We start from the raw sequence: 16,874 nt of genomic DNA, 5'->3' as shown, positions 1-16,874 counted from the left end.
TCAGCCCGCGACAAACTCACCCCGGCCTCCCGACACGACCGTGATCGACGCACACACCCTGCCGTCGCCGGACGGATGGAGCAGCGCATTCACTCCAAAGAGGGCACGGCGCCCGACATCGGAGCCAGTCACACCCGCTTAACTGACCGTTTCAGAATGAGGCTGTTATGGCCGAGGCAGTGGTGTGGAGCGCGCGATGCGGAATCCCACGTCGTCGATCCGGAACGTCGGGTGGCTGCGCCGCCGCACCGACGCCCGGCAGCTCCAGTGCTCGTCGGCCCATCCACCACCACGGAGCACCCGGTAGGTGCCATACACCTCGGCGTCGTAGACGTCCCAGCACCAGTCCCACACATTGCCCAGCATGTCGTGCAGCCCCCATGCGTTGGGCTGCCTGCCGCCGACAGCATGGATCCGCCCATCAGAGTTGCCTTGGTACCAGGCGACCTCGTCGAGCTGGCCGTACCGCGCGCCAGTGGTCCCCGCACGACAGGCGTGCTCCCATTCGGCCTCGGTCGGCAGCCGGTACCCGTCTGCGGAGGTGTCCCATTCGGCCGTCTCGTCGTCGACGCACAGGTCATACGCGGGCGTCAGCTCCTCGCGCCGGGACAAGGCGTTACAGAACTGGACCGCGTCCCACCACGAAACACCCTCAACCGGCAGCCGCTCGCCTTGGGTGCTACTCGGCCGTCGGCCGGTGATTAGTGCGTACCAAGACTGAGTGACCGGGAACGCCGACATCTGAAACGGCGCGACCTCGACCGGCCAATTCCTCTGCGTCCGCCGGTCCGACAGCGTCACCCGTCCCGACGGGACGGCAACCATCTCGTTTCCTGCCCCCGCGTCCACAATGGCCCACCCTACCGGCGTCTTCCCACCGCTCTACCGATCTCTCTGAGGGATCTGAGGAGGCAGCGGAGCCGTTGCGAGACCAGCGCCCAGCACCTCCGTCCGCTCAGCGGTGGGGCCAGATCAACTTCGTACGCCGTGGAGCCACTTCTCGTCCGTGCGGTGGAGCCCAAAGAAGCGCTTACAAACAGCTCCGGGTACTCGCCCTACCGCACCTCGGGCCTAGGAGTTGGCTCGAGACGCGCCGCCACGAGGTAGCGCACCCGCCGGGAGGCTGTGTCGGAGGTGTGTCGCGTGTATCGCAGATAGTGCGTGGACAGTGAGAGAGAGCAAGAAAGAGCGGGAGTCAGTGAGACTGACTCCCGCTCTCTCATGTCGGCATCCGCCCAGCTCAGCGCTTGATTCTTGCTGGCTGTGTGGCGAGTGCCCCCGGCAGGATTCGAACCTGCGCACACGGCTCCGGAGGCCCCGTGTGACTCCTGCGTTTTAGTAGGTCAGGCGGGCGCAAGCTGTAGGCCGTACGTCGCTGGTCCACAGATAGGCCGCGGAGAGCACGACGAATACCAAGGCTGCCGCTAACCAAGATCACAGAAGCGTACCCTTTCCAAGCCTGGAGGTGGGCCGCTGGGCGGCGTCCAGACTCGTTCACCTGCGTACATGCTCGGATCATTGGGAGTGATCGTTGGGTTTGCCGCACTGCCGGGGACGGGTCTGTGCTGCGGTGGTGAGACTGAGACGGTCCGGCCAGAGTTGAGTCACCTCGTAGTGGTGTGACCTCATGATTCGCAGGCGTATGCAACGTCTTTCCCCCGTCGCTGTGGGCTCTTCCACCACCGCAAGAGCGGGGCAAGGTACGTCAGTCGTCTCCCGCTGTCCCTTGACATGTGGGCCTGTTGATGTCAGCCGGGCGCCCAGCACTGCAGATGCTGCCTGCGGCGTCAGTGAGCTCAGGTACGCTGCGCTCCGTGATTACCGGTGAGCTTAAGAGCAAGATTGACCGTGTCTGGGACGCCTTCTGGTCAGGTGGCATCTCCAACCCGTTGGAGGTCATCGAGCAGATCACTTACCTGATGTTCATCCGGCGTCTGGATGACATCCAGATCGCCAAGGAGCGGAAGGCCGCCCGCACTGGCAAGCCGATCGAGAACCCGGTCTTCACCGAGGACACCCAGCTCCTCCGGTGGTCCCGCTTCACCAACGAGGCACCGGATAGCATGCTGGAGATCGTCGCCAATGGGGTTTTCCCGTTCCTACGGGGGTTGGGGGGCGAGGAGTCGACGTATTCACACCACATGAAGGATGCCCGGTTCACAATCCAGAACCCTGCTCTCCTGGCGAAGGTCGTCGACATGCTCCAGGGCATCCCCCTCGCCCAGCGGGACACCAAGGGCGACCTGTATGAGTACATGCTCAGCAAGATCGCCACTGCCGGACAGAACGGCCAGTTCCGCACCCCGCGTCATATCATCCAGCTCATGGTCGAGATGACGGCGCCGGGCCCGGAGGACGAGATCTGCGACCCGGCCTGCGGAACCGCGGGCTTCTTGGTGGCCTCCGCTGCATATGTAAGCCGCACCCACAACGATGCGTTGATGGGAGCTGAGCAGCGGCAGCACTTTAACAACAGCATGTTCCACGGCTTCGACTTCGACAGCACCATGCTGCGGATCGGCAGCATGAACATGCTGCTGCATGACGTGGAGAACCCGGACATCCGCTTCCGGGACTCGCTGGCGGAGAGCGCAGCCGCCGAGGCCGACAAGTACTCGCTGATCCTCGCCAACCCACCCTTCGCCGGCAGTCTCGACTATGAGGCGACAGCGAAGGACCTGCAACGGATCGTCAAGACGAAAAAGACCGAGCTGCTGTTCTTGGCTCTGTTCCTGCGGCTGCTCAAGCCAGGCGGCCGAGCGGCTGTCATCGTCCCGGAGGGCGTGTTGTTCGGCGCGTCGAAGGCGCACAAGGAGCTTCGCCGAATGTTGGTCGAGGAGCACAAGCTGGACGCTGTAGTCAAGCTCCCAAGCGGCGTATTCAAGCCGTATGCGGGTGTGTCCACGGCGATTCTATTCTTCACGCGGACGGACAGCGGCGGCACGGATGACGTGTGGTTTTACGAGGTCATGGCAGATGGCTGGAGCCTCGACGACAAGCGGTCGCCGCTGCTGACCGAGGACAAGCTCGGGGCCGCACTGGTGGGTGCGCCGCTGGACGCAGTGGAGCACGTAAAGAACAATTTGCCGGATGTGCTGGCACGTTGGGCGCAGCGGAACGGAAGCGAGCGTGACCGCAAGCGAACTGAACAGAGCTTCTGCGTCCCGAAGGCGGACATCGCAGCGCAGGGGTACGACCTGAGCCTGAACCGTTACAAGGAAATCGTCCACGAGGAGATCGCGCACCGTGCCCCGGTCGAGATCATAAACGAGCTGGCACAGATCGAAACTGAAATCCAGCAGGGAATGTCGGAGCTGAAGGGACTGCTGGGATGATGTCGCAGTACTCCACCCTGGGTGAAGTGGCCAGGTTCACGAATGGCGCCGCCTTCAAGTCGTCCGAATGGAGCGAGGACGGCTCCCGGATCATTCGCATTCAGAATCTTACCGATTCCAAGAAGCCGTTCAACCGTACGCGCCGACCCACCCCCTCGAGCATCCAAGTTCATCCGGGAGATCTGCTGGTTTCATGGTCGGCCACCCTTGGAGTATTCGAATGGCAAGGGCCGGATGTGGCTGTCCTGAATCAGCACATCTTTCGGGTAGAGCCAGATTATTCCAAGGTCGATAAACTGTATCTAAGATACGCACTTGTACGCGTCCTTGATCAAGCGCAGCGCCATCTACATGGCGCCACTATGAAGCACGTCAACAAGGGCGACTTGCTGGCTACAAGATTCTTCGCTCCTAACCTCTCAGAGCAGCGGCGAATCGCAGAGGTGCTGGGGCGGATCGATGCGCTGCGCGCTAAGCGTCGGAAGGCCATGGCCCTTCTCGATGATCTCACTCAGTCCATCTTCACCGACATGTTCGGAGAGCCAATCGCAAACCCGCACTGCCTGCGTGAATCCACCGTGGAAGAGATCGCCGAGAAGGTGACCGATGGAGAGCACTTGACGCCTAAGAGGGAATCGGAAGGAATTAAGCTGCTATCTGCTCGCAATGTGAGAAGCGGGCACCTTGATTTTGGAAATGTCGACTACGTAGGGGTCGACGAATACGAGCGAATCAAGAGACGATGCGACCCTCGTCGCGGAGATGTACTCATTTCCTGTTCGGGGACTATTGGGCGAGTTGCGCCAGTCGAGACCGATGAACCGTTCACTCTAGTTCGAAGTGTAGCTCTGATCAGACCAAAGAGGGATGTAATCACCACCGGTTATCTTGCCGGCCTTCTCCAGACATCGGCCCTCAAGGCGCGCATGCTACAGCGGGCAAATGCGTCAAGTCAGGCAAATCTATTCCAAGGGCAAATCAAAGCGCTTCCCGTCCTTCTTCCGCCACTCGAAATGCAGAAGGAGTTTGACCAGCGAATCAATCAACTTGCCCGGCTTAAGTCCTCACACCAAACGCATCTCGCCGAACTCGACGCCCTCTTCGATTCCGCGCAACACCGCGCTTTCAGTGGGGAGTTGTGGGACGATTCGCTCACGTAAGCCGTGCCGCCAGCCGTAACCGTCACCCCGGGGAAGGTCACTTCGTGAGCAACTTTGTGTTCCTGCAGGCCGAGTGGCCTGAGCTCCATGACGAGACCACGAGGGCCGAACGGATCGCGTTTGCGGACCCGCGCGCGTCGTGCTTTTACGCGCGGCGCGCGCTGGAGGTCGCGGTGACGTGGCTGTATCGGGCGGACAGCACGCTTCGGCCGCCCTACAAGAACGACCTGGCGGCAATGATCGCTGAGCCGACGATGGTGAACTTGGTCGGTCCTGCCATCCGGACGAAGATGGACATCATCCGGCGGCAGGGAAACGCCGCCGTGCATCGGCCCGGGCCTGTGGCCGCGAACGACTCGGTGAAGGTGGTCGCCGAGCTGTTCCATGTCATGTACTGGATAGCTCGGCGGTACTCCCGTAACCCCGCCGACCTGCCCGCCGCTGGCCTGGCCTTCGATCAAGCGGTCATCCCCCGGCCGCTTCCCGCCGAGGTGCGGCTGAAGAAGCAGGCCGAGCTCAAGGCACAGGCCGAGAAGTACACCAAACTGGATGCCGAGCTCGCCGCCATCAAGGAGCGGGACGCTAACAAGGAAGCGGAAATTACACGGCTCCGGGCCGAGATTGAGGCGGCCAAGGCGGCCAATGCCGCTCGGCCCGATACCCATGACTACAACGAGGCCGCGACCCGGCACCTGATCATCGACCTCCTCCTCAAGGAGGCCGGGTGGGCGCTAAACAATCCCCGGGACCGGGAATTCGAGGTCACCGGGATGCCGTATGGGACTGGTACCGGGTACGTGGACTACGTCCTGTGGGGAGACGACGGCAAGCCACTGGCCGTGGTCGAGGCCAAGCGGACCACACACGATGTGACGAAGGGGCAACAGCAGGCGAAGCTATATGCCGACTGCCTTGAGCAGATGTACGGACAGCGGCCCATCATCTTTTACACCAACGGCTACAAGACCCACCTCTGGGACGACCTCCGCTACCCGCCCCGCGAGGTTCAGGGCTTCTACACCAAAGACGAGTTGCGACTGCTCGTCCAGCGCCGGGTAAGCCGACAGGCCCTGGCTGGAGTACGGATCAACGAGCAGATCGCCGACCGCCATTACCAAACCCGGGCGATCCGCCGGATTGGCGAGACGTTTGAGCGGGACCTGCAGCGGCAGGCGCTGCTGGTGATGGCGACTGGTGCTGGCAAGACCCGTACCGTCATCGGCCTGGTCGATCTGCTGATCCGCGCCAACTGGACCAAGCGCGTCCTCTTCCTCGCCGACCGCAAGGCCCTAGTCACGCAGGCCACGAACGCCTTCAAACAGCACCTCGCTGGCGTGCCGACGATCAACCTGTTGACCGAGAAGAACCCCGATGCCCGGGTCTACATCTCCACGTACCCGACCATGATGGGGCTGATCAACGAGACCAGTGACGACCTGCGGATCTTTGGACCCGGCTATTTCGACCTCATTGTCATCGACGAGGCCCACCGCTCGATCTATCAGAAATATGGTGCGATTTTCGACTACTTCGACGCGCTCCTCGTCGGCCTGACCGCGACTCCCAAGGATGAGGTCGACCGCAACACCTACCGCCGGTTCCACCTGGAGGATGGCGTCCCCACCGATGTCTACAGCCTCGACGAGGCCGTAGACGAGGGGTATCTCGTGCCACCGCGCACCGTCGACGTCCCGCTGAAGTTCCAGCGGGAGGGCATACGCTACGCAGACCTGTCCGAGGAGGACAAGGAGCGCTGGGACGAGATGGAGTGGGACGATGAGGGCAACATCCCCGACTCGGTGAACTCCGAGGAGCTCAACAAGTACCTGTTCAATTCCGACACCGTGGACAAGGCCCTGGCGGCCCTGATGACCCACGGCTTGAAGGTCGCGGGTGGGGATCGGCTCGGCAAGACCATCATCTTCGCGAAGAACAACGCGCACGCCGACTTCATCGCCGAGCGCTTCAACGTCAACTATCCCGAGTACCGCGGCGACTTCGCGCGGGTCATCACCTACCAATACGACTACGCCCAGGACCTGATCGACAAGTTTGCGCAGAAGGAGAAGGACCCGCACATCGCGATCTCTGTCGACATGCTGGACACCGGTATCGACGTGCCCGAGGTCGTCAACCTGCTCTTCTTCAAGCTGGTTCGCTCCAAGTCCAAGTTCTGGCAGATGATCGGCCGCGGCACCCGCCTGTGCCCAGACCTGTTCGGGCCGAGCCAGGACAAGAGCGAGTTCATGGTCTTTGACCTGTGCCAGAACGTGGAGTTCTTCAACCAGGACCTCATGCCGGCCGAAGGCCGACTCGCCCCCTCGCTCGGCGAGAGGCTGTTCCAGAACCGTGTCGACCTGTTGCTCGTCCTGGACCAGCGGCACCCGGACCTCGCCGCTGCCGAATCCGACGACGACCCTGAGGGCATCCGCACCGAGGCCGGGCTGCGCTGGGCTGTCGCCCGCAATCTCCACCGCACGGTGGAGAACATGAACCCGGACAATTTCTTGGTTCGCCCCCACCGCCAGCAGGTCGAGGTCTATGCCGACTTCTCCAATTGGCACCGCCTCACCCCCGAGTCGCACACCGAGTTGACCGAACACTTGGCTGCGTTGCCCACCCAGTACCGGGATGACGACATGAGCGAGGAGGCCAAGCGCTTCGATCTGCTCGCGCTGCGCCTCCAGCTCACCCAGTTGAACGCTGAGCCCGGCTGGGACCGGCTCCGTACGCAGGTGCAGGAGATCGCCTCTGCGTTGCTGGACTCGACGACCATCCCGGCCATTCGTGCACAGCAACAGCTCCTTGAGGAGATGTCCGGGGAGGCCTGGTGGCAAGACGTGACGCTGCCCATGCTCGAGGCTATGCGCCGCCGTATCCGGGGACTGGTCAAACTGATACCACGCAAGGCCCGCACCATCGTCTACACCGACTTCGAGGACGAGCTCGGCGAGATCACTTCCACCGAACTGCGCGGCGTGGCCCTGGGTACCGAGTGGTCGCGCTTCGAGCAGAAGGTGCGGGCGTACCTGCGCAAACACGAGGATCATCTGGCTGTACAGAAGCTGCGTCGCAACCGCCAGATCACCTCGGCCGACCTGACCGAGCTGGAACGCACTTTCATCGAGCAGGGCATCGGTACCGACGCTGACCTGGAGAGGGCTAAGCAGGGGGCTGGCGGGCTTGGCTTGTTCTTGCGGTCGTTGGGCGGGCTGGACCGTGGGGCCGCGACTGCCGCGTTCGACCAGTTTCAGGCGGGACGGGCCCTCGCCTCCGAGCAGATGGACTTCCTCCAGCAGATCGTCGACTTCCTTGCCCAGCGCGGGATTATGGAAGCTGGGGATCTCTACGAGGCGCCGTTCACCGCCATCGCGCCGACCGGCCCCGAGGACATTTTTGCGGAGGAGGACGTCGATACTGTCGTGGCGATCTTGGACGCGATTCGCGTCACGGCGATTCCGCTGGAACAGGCGTCGTAGCGGTGTAACCTCCGGGGAGTCTGGAGTGCGTGTGCGTTGCATCGATGAATCCGTGATCCGTTGGCCGGGCCGGGCGTTAGGTCAACTATCCCGACACTCTCGGCCCGCCGTTCACGGCGCGCCGCGCACGTGGTGGACATGACCTTGCGGGCTGCAGCCGAGTGGATGGACGACGCCCGCTGCGCCTGAAGTGGAATCCCACCGGCGATGACAACGTGCTCCCGGAGGTCGGTGGAGTCTTAATGGGCGAGTCAACGCCGTCGAGTGCCACCAGTAGTCAAAGAAGTGAAGGGCCGGGTCTCTAACCTGTGGCCGTGTAATCGATCAACGCTGCGACCTGCGACTTAGCTGTCGGTGATTGTCAGTGTTGGTTGCTGTTGAGTGCCCTTCGACGGCCCCGCGACGGCCCGACAGGCGGGGTGAAGACGGCTGGGGTAGGCCACGCTTTCCATGAAGATCATGGCCTACTCCAGCGTCTTGTGTATGCGGGCGAACCCTCTCGACCTGCTATGAATCATCGTCGCCTGTGGTCGTCCTCCTGGTGGTCCGTCTGCGGTACGCCAGGATTGCGACGCCTACGAAGCAGCATCCGACTGCGGCCGTTGAACGCCTGCCTAACTCGCCCTAGCAGTTGCACGCGGCCGGTGAGAGCGTCACGGATAGTCACCGCTATGACGTAGATAGTCAAGACAGCAATCAACTTGGTAGTGGCAACGATGACCGCTTCACCACCACTCAGTACCGACCAAGCAGCGATTGATCCCGCGATTGGCGCAGCGGCTCGCCCGGTAACGCTTTCGGTGGGTTCGGGGACAGAAGGTGTCGTTGGAGTCTCTGTGCTGGCGTTGGTGTTGCGGTTCATGGATTGCATGCGAGCCTCCTGTGGCCACGTCAGCGGGACGCCCAAGCTGGGCGACTGCGGTTGCGTGACCAGCTTCAAGGGAGGCTTCTTCGTCGATGTCAGCATTTTGCTGACAAGCGTCTGGCAGCCTGAGCGCATGCCTCCTGACATGGATGAACGCTGGCTCGGGCTGATCACCAGCCTGTCCAAGGCAGCACTAGACCTGGCGGCTTCGGCAGCGACCATCTCTCAACCAGTGGACGGGCCCGTCTTCGGATTGCGCTTCGCGCGGGAGATCGCTCACCAGCAACAGGAGATGGAAACTCTCATCATCGCGGTGCTCCGCCATAGCGGCATCCCTTGGGATGTTCTTGCAAGTTCGTACGGCGTCACCAGGCAGTCTCTACACCGCCGACTAGCAGCCTCCGTTGAGGAAGCCCTGAAGACTGATCGGAATCAACCTGCAGAGCTTCGGCAAGCTGAACGGCAAACTGGGGAGCTAGCGGATACAGCTTTCGTCTCATTCACCAGTTTGGGGCACCTTGATCAGGCTGTCGCGGTTTGGCGTCAGCGTCGTGCGCAGCCACGGTGGTGGACGGAAGCCTCTTACTCATTCGAATGACGACGGCGTGCTGGACAGGTCGTCCATCTCAGCCCACCACTCTCCCCAGCTCCCATCCCGTCCGCCGTCGACCCACACACCGTGGAGCGGGCGTGGTTCCTGGCGTCCAGGTGGAGCGCGCCACTGTACGAACGACCTGGACGCCAGGGGCCGCGTCTGCTCGGCTCTGCCTGGGTCGACGGTGGACGGGAGGGGAGCACCCCACGCGCACCACTACGGGCCTGCGGTCGGCAACGCCGCCCCCTCCATCCCGGTGCCGGCCGATCCCCCGCCGGAGGCATCATCTTGTGCCCGCGGATGACGTCCCGCCCTTGCCCGCTTGCACGCAGCGCGCCGCCGGGCGGGGCCGCCGCTGGCGAAGACAGGGCGGCGGCCCCGCCGACAAGGCGGCGCGCACCCGCGCCGTGCGCGGGCTTGATGAAGTAGAGAAAGTCTTACCGCGCTCCTGGCTGTGGGTCGTCTCCATTGGGACTACCTACTCACGTGAGTAGGTAGCTACGCTGGGGTCGACCAGGACAACTAGGCAACGGGAGCGTGCTCAGCGGATGGGACCCAAGTCGGAGCGGGTGTACCGCACGATTCGCGAGTGGATCGCGACGGGCAAGTACTCGCCAGGTTCCAGGCTCCCGTCCGAGCGGACCCTGTCAGAAGAGTTGGGCATTGGCCGTACGGCACTGCGTCAGGTGTTGGCCAAGCTCGTGGCTGAGCACGTCGTCGAGGTGCACGGCCGTAGTTCCTACCGTGTTCCTGATCGGTCCGTGACGACCGAGGCGCCGACAGATGTCGAGCCCTGGCAGATCCATGGTGAGCGGACGCTCTACGACAACCGTTGGGTGAAGCTGGCGCTCGTCGACGTCGAGCCGCCCGGCGTGAAGCGCTTCGAACATCACGTCGTGCGCCTGCACCACGTGGCCATCGCCGCCGTCCTCGACAACCAGGACCGCGTCCTGATGATGTGGCGCTACCGCTTCGTCCCGCAGTCCTTCGGCTGGGAGCTTCCCGGTGGGATCGTCGACGAGGGAGAAGACCCCTTGCAGACGGCCATGCGTGAGTTCGAGGAAGAGACCGGCTGGCGGCCCAACTCTCTGGAGCACGTGGTCACCTATCAGCCCATGGTCGGCATGGTCGACTCACCGCATGAGATCTACGTGGGCCAGGGCGCGAAGCTGGTCGGCGAACCGACCGACCTCGAGGAAGCCGGGCACATCGCCTGGGTGCCCCTCGCCGACATTCCCGGCTTGATGGAACGTGGCGAACTCATGGGCTCGGGCACCCTCGTCGCCCTGCTGCACGTGCTCGCTTCCCGGGGCGCCGGCGCTTCGCCTACAACCGCTGCGTGAGCTGCTCGATCCGTCGTCGATGACGCACTGACCCGGTCCGGCTCGCCACCAATCGGGCCTGCCGCAGATGCTCGTGCGCCTGGTCGTACTCGCCGCGGGCGAGGTGTGCCTGTGCGAGATCGCAGCGCAGTCCGGCCGATGCCCGTACGAACGTCGGGTCGGCCGTTTCCAGCGCGGAATAGAGGTTGCTCACTGCGTCGTCATCACCTATCAGCGCCAGTGCGTTACCGCGCCACCTGGCAAGGTGCCCCGCGTTCAGGAAGATGCTCAGCATGTCCGGGTCCCGGGCCTCCTCTCCCGGCGGTAGGCACCGCACTGCGTTGTCAAGCGCTCGTCGGCACTCGTCCTGGAGCCCAGACCGGGCACAGATCTCGGCTTCGGCGGCGTACAGCCAAGCCCTGAGACGTGGGGACATGGCCTTGCCGCCGAGTCGCTGCGCGTCCCGTATCAGCCCGATCGCCATGGATGGGCGTCCGGCGTCGCAAAGTACGTACGCCTGCTCTGCTGTGGCGTGGGCCAGGTACATCGGTTCTTCGGCCTCTTGAGCCGCTCGCTTGCCCAGCTCGTAGTGCCGCCAGGCTCGTTCAACCGCGCCGACATCGAGCGCCTGCCAAGCGGCCAGGGTTGCCGCCCCTGCCAACGCTCGGGCGACCGGGCGTCGAGTCTCGGGAAGCACTGCGAACGTGAGAGCGTCCTCAAGGGTCGACAGGTGCGCGGTCATCTGGTCGACCAGACTCGCGGCACCCAGCTGCCGGTCCATGGTCCGGAGTAGCTCCGTTTGGTCCATGAACGTCTCGACCATCGTCAGACTGACGCTGCGGGCCGCATCGATACGGCTCATGAGTTCGTCGTAACCATCAGTCGCAGGGACGGCAGGCGATGCCTCCGGCTTGCCGGTCAGCTCGTCGTCCGTGACGCCGAGCAGGACACGAAGGATCTTCGCGTACCGCGCAGAGATGGGACGCCGGCCGTTCTCCCACTCCGAGACGTACACCCGCAGACTCGCCGTCGATGCCACGGTGAGCATGTGTTGGCGCGCGTGGCGTTCGATCTCTCGAACTAGGCGCTCCTGTGACCACTCACGCGCGTTTCTTGCCGACTTGAGCCCGTTCATCGCCTAGTGCCGCCCTGCGTATGGGTGTTGAGCCGTAACAGCAGCATGCCTCACATCAACGCAGGTCGTCAGGGGTTAACCAGACTCCTGTTAACCCCTGTTGGCTACCGGGGCGTTGGCATGAGCGATTCCCTGGAACTGTCGCAGCAAGGGCAGTTGAAGCGCCCGAGCCGCGGCAGCGCTTGACATCTGGTGCGCACCAGATGCAATCTACTGGTGCGCACCAGATGAGAGCGCGCAAAGCCTGCGGTTGTGCTGCGGGCTTCCGCCAACGCACAGGAGCGGCGACCCACCGCCAAGCAAGTACGCCGCTCCCGCCCCTCCGAAAGGGAGTTCCATCATGCGTCAGATCCCCGTCGACACCTCCAACGCGACCGTGATGGTCGCCAAGGCCCCGCAGCCCAAGGTCAAGGACCGCCGCACCGGTGAGATCGCCCTCGACAAGGACGGCGTCACGCTGATGACGGTGGAGGTCATGTTCTCCACGCCCGACGAGGTCGAGATCCTCAAGCTCACCGTCCCGCAGCCCGGCGTCTCCGAGGACCTGACCATGGGCACCCCGGTCGCGCTGACGGGCCTGGTCGCCTCGGCGTGGGAGAACGAGTTCAACGGCCAGAAGCGGCACGGCATCGCCTTCCGCGCGGTCGCGGTCACCTCGCTCGCCGCCACTGGCTCGGCCTCGAAGGCGGCCTGAGCCATGACGTGGCTGTTAGTCGCCCTGGTGCTGGTCGTCGTCGCTGCGGGTCTCCTGCGGTGGCGGCGCCCCGCCTGGTACTGGCTGACCTTCGGGGTCACCCTCGCCGCGCTGCGGGTCCTTCTCCGGTACGGCTCGGTCATGGACGCCTGCGGCCTGACCGTCCCCGCCCCCCGCTGGCGCCTGACCGTGGCCCGGGTGGCCAACCGGCCCGTCCCAGGTCCTCGCGCCCCGCGCATCCTGCGGGTGCGGGTGACCCGGACCGGCCTGGTCCTGCGGCTCAAGCTCCGCCCCGGTCAGGACGCCTTCGACGTCGCCGCCTCGTGCGACCGGCTGCGCCACTCCTTCGCCCTGTACGGCGTCACCTCCCGGGAGCTGCGCTCGGGCGTGGTCGAGGTGCGGATGACCGGCTACGACGTGCTCAAGCGGGTGCAGATGCCGGCCCTGGTCGACACCCGGCCGATGCGGGTCCCGGTCGCCCTGCGCGAGGACGGAGCCGTGCACTACCGCGACTACCGGACCGTCCCGCACGCGCTCACCCTCGGCGCCACGGAGTCCGGCAAGTCCGTCTATCAGCGCAACCTCGTCGCCGCGCTCGCCCCGCACCATGTGGCCCTGGTCGGCATCGACTGCAAGCAGGGCGTGGAACTGTTCCCGCTGGCCCGCCGGTTCTCCGCGCTCGCCGACAACCCCGACACCGCCGCCGAACTCCTCGACGCGCTGGTCTCTCACATGCAGGACGTCTACCGGCTCATCCGGGCCGAGCAGCGGATCACCGCCGACGTGCCGGATGCCGAGATCGCCGCCGACATCTGGGACCTGCGCGAGGACCTGCGCCCGGTACCGGTCGTGGTCCTGGTCGACGAGGTCGCCGAACTCGCCCTCTTCGCCAGCAAGGAGGAGGAGAAACGGCGGGACCGCATCATCACCGCCCTGGCCCGACTCGCTCAGCTCGGCCGCGCCGCCGGGATCTACCTGGAGATCTGCGGGCAGCGCTTCGGCTCCGAACTCGGCAAGGGCATCACCATGCTCCGCGCCCAGCTCACCGGCCGCACCGCGCACCGCGTCAACGACGAATCCTCGGCGAACATGGCCTTCGGCGACATCGCCCCGGATGCCGTGCTGGCCGCGATCCAGATCCCCACCGACACCCCGGGCGTCGCCGTCACCGGTGACTCGTCCGGTGGCTGGGCCCGCATCCGTGCCCCGCACACCTCGCTGCGCCAGGCCGTGAACACCTGCAACCGGCACGCCGACCTGACCCCGGACCTGCCCGCCCTCGCACCGTTCCGGCCCGCCCTCGGCACCCTTGCCCCGGTTCCGGCCCCGGCCGTCGAGTCCGCCCCGGCCGCCGCCTGACCCCGCTTGGGAGGTCCCTCATGCCCGCCGCGAAGAAGCCCGCCACCCGCCGCATGACCACACCGAAGCCGAAGCCGGAGCCCGCGAAGTGCCCCGACTGCGATGGCAGGGGCGAGACCGCCGAAACCGTCCGCGTCGGCGCTCGCAAGGGCCGCGCCACCGACAACCACCAGACCGCGCTGTGCCTCACCTGCTGGGGCACCGGCCACGCCGCCGACTGAGCAAGGAAGGACACACCCGTCATGGCCCGCTCCGCCCTGCGCGTGGACGCCGTCCTGGTCCAGGCCGTCATCGCCGGCGCCTTGTCCTTCGCCCACCTGCACGACCTCGCCGCCGCCGCCGGACAGGACGGCTGGAAGGCCTGGGCCTACCCGGTCAGCGTGGATCTGCTGCTGGTCGCCGCCTGGCGTCGACTGCGCACCGACGGGCCGTCCCGGCTGGCCTGGTGCTGGTTCCTGATCGCCCTGGTCGCCTCGCTCGGCGCCAACGTGGCCACCGCCGGACTGCTCGACCTGACCGACGTCCCGGCCTGGCTGCGCATCCTGGTCGCCGCCTGGCCCGCCCTGGCCTTCATGGGCGGCACCCTCCTCGCCCACTCCTCCGCCGACCCCTCCCCGGCTTCGCCGGCACCCACCGCCCCGGACCCGGACCCCGTGCCCGAGGTGGAACCGGAGCCGCCCACCGTCGCCGACCCGGACCCGACCCCGGTGGCTGCCGCCGACGACACCCCGGCCCTCCCGGCCGCCGACCCGGCTCCCACCCCGACGCCGGCGGTGCCGGTCCCGGCCGCGCTGGTCGACCACGCCCGCAAGGTCGCCGACGACCACCACGCCCGCACCGGCACCCGCATCGACCCCGACACCCTCCGCGCCCGGCTCGGCGTCCCGCCGCACCTGGCCGACGCCATCGCCGCCCAACTCACCTGACACCGAAGGGAGAAGCACCCGTGACCCGTGACCCGGCCGACCTGACCGCCGCCGACCACCTCGACGCCGCCCGCGAGATGACCGCCGCCGACCGGCCCTACCTCGCCCACCTGCTCGCCGAGGAGGCCGCCCAGCGCACCGCCGACCCGGCCGCCGCCGCCGGTATCCGCGCCTCCTTCCCCGACCCGACCACCACCCGGACGGAGACCGACTGACATGCCCGCCCGCGACTTCTTCCACTCCGTGATGCGGATCGGCCCGGTGCAGATCGGCACCCACCGCGACCGCCACGGCCGGACCAAGCACGCCGCCGTCTGTGGCTTGGACGGCTGCGGTTGGTCCGCCGACTACACCAGCCAGTCCGCCGCCCAGCTCGCCGCCCGCACCCACCGCTGCACGGTCCGCTAGGAGGCCACCCGTGGATGTTCCGCTCTGGTTCGCCCTGCTCTGCGTCGGGGTCCTCGGCGTCAAGCTCATCCGCCCGCCCTGGTGGCTGATCGCCGTGCTCCTCCTCGGCGGCTACCTCCTCGCCGACAGCCTCCTGTCCCCGGTCATCGACACCGCCGTCAAGTAACCCGCTGAAAGGAGATCCGCCCGTGCTTAGGCCCAAGCCCCCGACCATGCCCCAGCCCACCGGCCACCTCACCTCGCCCGCGGTCGTCGTCCAGCCGACCACCATCACCCCCGCCGCCTCGGCCCCGCCGCCGGCCCCCATCGTCCCGGCGCCGTCCCGCTCGACGGTTCAGCTCACGCCCGGTACCGCGCTCGCCCTGGTCGGCGGCGGCACCGCCGTGGTCCTGGTCGTCGGCGCGGTCCTCGTCTCACTGCTGCTGGCGGTCGCCGTCACCGGTGTCTCGGTCGCCGTGGTCGCCGTCGTCCTGCGGCTGCTTGTCAACGACCTGCACAAGGGGCGGTGAGCCGTGGAAACCCTGATCGCCGCCGCATTACCGGCGCTCGGCTGGGCCGTTCACGGCGGCCTCCTCGTCCGCCGCCTGGCCAGCGCCCGCCGCGATCCGCTGACCGGCCTGCACACCCGCGTCGGATGGACCACCCGCGCCGAGCACCTGCTCAACCGGCACCCGGCCGCGCTGGTCGTCCTGATCGACCTGGACGACTTCAAGAGCATCAACGACACGCACGGCCATGCCGCCGGGGACGCCGTCCTCACCGCGACCGCCCGCCGGCTGCGGGACTGGAGCGGTCGCCACGGCGTCGCCGCCCGCCTCGGCGGAGACGAGTTCGCGGCCATCGTCACCGACCCCGCCCGCACTTTGGGGGCGAGCGCGCTGCACACCGCGCTGAGCCGGCCCGTCGCTCACGACGGACACCTGCTGCCGGTCTCCGCCTCGGTCGGCCTCTGCCACCGCACCGACCTGCCGGTACCGGCTCTCACCGACGCGCTGTCCGCCGCCGACGCCGCGATGTACGCGGTCAAAGGCCACGGCCGCCGCAACACCCACCACTGATCTCAGGAAGAAGGATCCATGGGCCTCTTCAGCCGCAAGACCAACGACGCCCCGCCGGCCAACTCCGAGATGGCCGAACTGGGCCGCGAGTACGCCATCGCCAAGCGCCACGGCGACCGCAAGACCCTCGGCCGCATCACCCGGCAGATCGGCACGTCCGGCCTGAACGAGAGCGACCGGACCTCGTTCGAGCAGGGCCGCCAGGAGTACGAGGCCATCCCGCCCGCCTACAGCCGGTCGCGCAACCGCCGCCGTTAACCGGCCCCCGGAGCGGCCTCGGTCGCCAAACTTCCGCCGCTCCGGGCGCCTTCCCACCTTCCAGATCCAACGGACCCGAAAAGGGAGATCCCATGATGCCCCAGCGCACCCCGGCCACGCGCGTCTGCCGCGCCTGCGACGGCTTTCCCATCGTCGCCATCACCACCGGCACCCACCACAGCGACGGCACCCGCACCACCCTCCGCATCGCCTGCCCGGCCTGTCAGGGCACCGGCCACACCCACCCCGCCGCCGGCCTCGTCCGGGCCGGGAGGTAGGA

The 16,874-nt window shown here is 66.1% G+C and carries 18 protein-coding genes and 1 tRNA gene; 16 read left to right on the top strand and 3 right to left on the bottom strand.

The window, feature by feature from the left end:
• Window positions 1-165: 165 nt before the first annotated feature.
• Window positions 166-825, bottom strand: a complete 660-nt coding sequence (locus ACFPZI_RS27685) for a formylglycine-generating enzyme family protein (protein ID WP_381368399.1) — start codon at window positions 823-825, stop codon at window positions 166-168.
• A 448-nt stretch (window positions 826-1,273) separates the two neighbouring features.
• Window positions 1,274-1,392 (bottom strand) — tRNA-Arg (locus ACFPZI_RS27680).
• A gap of 422 nt (window positions 1,393-1,814) precedes the next feature.
• Here ACFPZI_RS27680 and ACFPZI_RS27675 point away from each other — a divergent pair.
• From ACFPZI_RS27675 to ACFPZI_RS27655, 5 genes are all read left to right on the top strand, one after another.
• Window positions 1,815-3,335, top strand: coding sequence for a type I restriction-modification system subunit M (locus tag ACFPZI_RS27675; protein ID WP_381368396.1), 1,521 nt, complete (start codon window positions 1,815-1,817; stop codon window positions 3,333-3,335).
• Window positions 3,332-4,495 (top strand): restriction endonuclease subunit S, encoded by a 1,164-nt coding sequence (locus ACFPZI_RS27670; protein WP_381368393.1) that lies wholly within the window; start codon window positions 3,332-3,334, stop codon window positions 4,493-4,495. Before ACFPZI_RS27675 ends, ACFPZI_RS27670 begins: the two co-directional genes overlap by 4 nt.
• Window positions 4,496-4,539: 44 nt before the next feature.
• On the top strand, window positions 4,540-7,974 hold the full coding sequence (locus tag ACFPZI_RS27665) for a DEAD/DEAH box helicase family protein (RefSeq protein WP_381368390.1): 3,435 nt from the start codon (window positions 4,540-4,542) through the stop codon (window positions 7,972-7,974).
• Window positions 7,975-8,900: 926 nt separating this feature from the next.
• The gene (locus ACFPZI_RS27660; RefSeq protein WP_381368388.1) at window positions 8,901-9,437 is read left to right on the top strand and encodes a hypothetical protein; all 537 of its coding nucleotides are present in this window, start codon (window positions 8,901-8,903) and stop codon (window positions 9,435-9,437) included.
• Window positions 9,438-9,982: 545 nt separating this feature from the next.
• Window positions 9,983-10,777: an NUDIX domain-containing protein gene (locus ACFPZI_RS27655; protein ID WP_381368385.1), complete on the top strand. Its 795-nt coding sequence runs from the start codon at window positions 9,983-9,985 to the stop codon at window positions 10,775-10,777.
• Here the strand turns inward: ACFPZI_RS27655 and ACFPZI_RS27650 are convergent.
• On the bottom strand, window positions 10,761-11,804 hold the full coding sequence (locus ACFPZI_RS27650) for a tetratricopeptide repeat protein (RefSeq protein ID WP_381368563.1): 1,044 nt from the start codon (window positions 11,802-11,804) through the stop codon (window positions 10,761-10,763). The two genes, ACFPZI_RS27655 and ACFPZI_RS27650, sit on opposite strands and share 17 nt — an antisense overlap.
• A 427-nt stretch (window positions 11,805-12,231) precedes the next feature.
• On the opposite strand from ACFPZI_RS27650, the gene ACFPZI_RS27645 reads away from it, so the two are divergent.
• From ACFPZI_RS27645 to ACFPZI_RS27595, 11 genes are all read left to right on the top strand, one after another.
• Complete coding sequence (locus ACFPZI_RS27645; protein WP_381368382.1) at window positions 12,232-12,585, top strand: SCO3933 family regulatory protein; 354 nt, start codon at window positions 12,232-12,234, stop codon at window positions 12,583-12,585.
• Between the two features lie 3 nt (window positions 12,586-12,588).
• Complete coding sequence (locus tag ACFPZI_RS27640) at window positions 12,589-13,944, top strand: FtsK/SpoIIIE domain-containing protein (protein ID WP_381368379.1); 1,356 nt, start codon at window positions 12,589-12,591, stop codon at window positions 13,942-13,944.
• A 20-nt stretch (window positions 13,945-13,964) separates the two neighbouring features.
• Window positions 13,965-14,165 (top strand): hypothetical protein, encoded by a 201-nt coding sequence (locus ACFPZI_RS27635; protein ID WP_381368377.1) that lies wholly within the window; start codon window positions 13,965-13,967, stop codon window positions 14,163-14,165.
• Between the two features lie 21 nt (window positions 14,166-14,186).
• Complete coding sequence (locus ACFPZI_RS27630) at window positions 14,187-14,870, top strand: DUF2637 domain-containing protein (RefSeq protein ID WP_381368374.1); 684 nt, start codon at window positions 14,187-14,189, stop codon at window positions 14,868-14,870.
• 20 nt (window positions 14,871-14,890) lie between these two features.
• Entirely contained in the window at window positions 14,891-15,085 is a 195-nt protein-coding gene (locus tag ACFPZI_RS27625) for a hypothetical protein (RefSeq protein ID WP_381368371.1), read from the top strand.
• 1 nt (window position 15,086) lies between these two features.
• A complete protein-coding gene (locus ACFPZI_RS27620) occupies window positions 15,087-15,278 on the top strand; it encodes a mobile element transfer protein (protein WP_381368368.1) in 192 nt (63 codons plus the stop codon).
• A gap of 10 nt (window positions 15,279-15,288) precedes the next feature.
• Window positions 15,289-15,444: a hypothetical protein gene (locus tag ACFPZI_RS27615; protein ID WP_381173338.1), complete on the top strand. Its 156-nt coding sequence runs from the start codon at window positions 15,289-15,291 to the stop codon at window positions 15,442-15,444.
• A gap of 22 nt (window positions 15,445-15,466) precedes the next feature.
• A complete protein-coding gene (locus ACFPZI_RS27610) occupies window positions 15,467-15,787 on the top strand; it encodes a SpdD-like protein (protein ID WP_381368366.1) in 321 nt (106 codons plus the stop codon).
• 3 nt (window positions 15,788-15,790) lie between these two features.
• On the top strand, window positions 15,791-16,336 hold the full coding sequence (locus ACFPZI_RS27605; protein ID WP_381368363.1) for a GGDEF domain-containing protein: 546 nt from the start codon (window positions 15,791-15,793) through the stop codon (window positions 16,334-16,336).
• Between the two features lie 18 nt (window positions 16,337-16,354).
• The gene (locus ACFPZI_RS27600) at window positions 16,355-16,594 is read left to right on the top strand and encodes a hypothetical protein (RefSeq protein ID WP_381368361.1); all 240 of its coding nucleotides are present in this window, start codon (window positions 16,355-16,357) and stop codon (window positions 16,592-16,594) included.
• Between the two features lie 95 nt (window positions 16,595-16,689).
• Complete coding sequence (locus ACFPZI_RS27595) at window positions 16,690-16,872, top strand: hypothetical protein (RefSeq protein WP_381368560.1); 183 nt, start codon at window positions 16,690-16,692, stop codon at window positions 16,870-16,872.
• Window positions 16,873-16,874 lie beyond the last annotated feature (2 nt).

This window comes from Streptomyces chlorus, assembly GCF_042655885.1.
In the GTDB taxonomy this organism is placed as follows: domain Bacteria; phylum Actinomycetota; class Actinomycetes; order Streptomycetales; family Streptomycetaceae; genus Streptomyces; species Streptomyces chlorus.
The sequence above is the reverse complement of the archived record's forward strand: the minus strand, read 5'-3'. Positions and strand labels throughout refer to the sequence as shown.

Bases quoted from the DNA above. Each gene is read 5' to 3' on its own strand.
- ACFPZI_RS27685 (WP_381368399.1), bottom strand. From the start codon at position 825: ATGGTTGCCGTCCCGTCGGGACGGGTGACGCTGTCGGACCGGCGGACG.
- ACFPZI_RS27670 (WP_381368393.1), top strand. From the start codon at position 3,332: ATGATGTCGCAGTACTCCACCCTGGGTGAAGTGGCCAGGTTCACGAAT.
- ACFPZI_RS27655 (WP_381368385.1), top strand. From the start codon at position 9,983: ATGGGACCCAAGTCGGAGCGGGTGTACCGCACGATTCGCGAGTGGATC.
- ACFPZI_RS27650 (WP_381368563.1), bottom strand. From the start codon at position 11,804: ATGCTCACCGTGGCATCGACGGCGAGTCTGCGGGTGTACGTCTCGGAG.
- ACFPZI_RS27645 (WP_381368382.1), top strand. From the start codon at position 12,232: ATGCGTCAGATCCCCGTCGACACCTCCAACGCGACCGTGATGGTCGCC.
- ACFPZI_RS27640 (WP_381368379.1), top strand. From the start codon at position 12,589: ATGACGTGGCTGTTAGTCGCCCTGGTGCTGGTCGTCGTCGCTGCGGGT.
- ACFPZI_RS27635 (WP_381368377.1), top strand. From the start codon at position 13,965: ATGCCCGCCGCGAAGAAGCCCGCCACCCGCCGCATGACCACACCGAAG.
- ACFPZI_RS27630 (WP_381368374.1), top strand. From the start codon at position 14,187: ATGGCCCGCTCCGCCCTGCGCGTGGACGCCGTCCTGGTCCAGGCCGTC.
- ACFPZI_RS27620 (WP_381368368.1), top strand. From the start codon at position 15,087: ATGCCCGCCCGCGACTTCTTCCACTCCGTGATGCGGATCGGCCCGGTG.
- ACFPZI_RS27600 (WP_381368361.1), top strand. From the start codon at position 16,355: ATGGGCCTCTTCAGCCGCAAGACCAACGACGCCCCGCCGGCCAACTCC.
- ACFPZI_RS27595 (WP_381368560.1), top strand. From the start codon at position 16,690: ATGCCCCAGCGCACCCCGGCCACGCGCGTCTGCCGCGCCTGCGACGGC.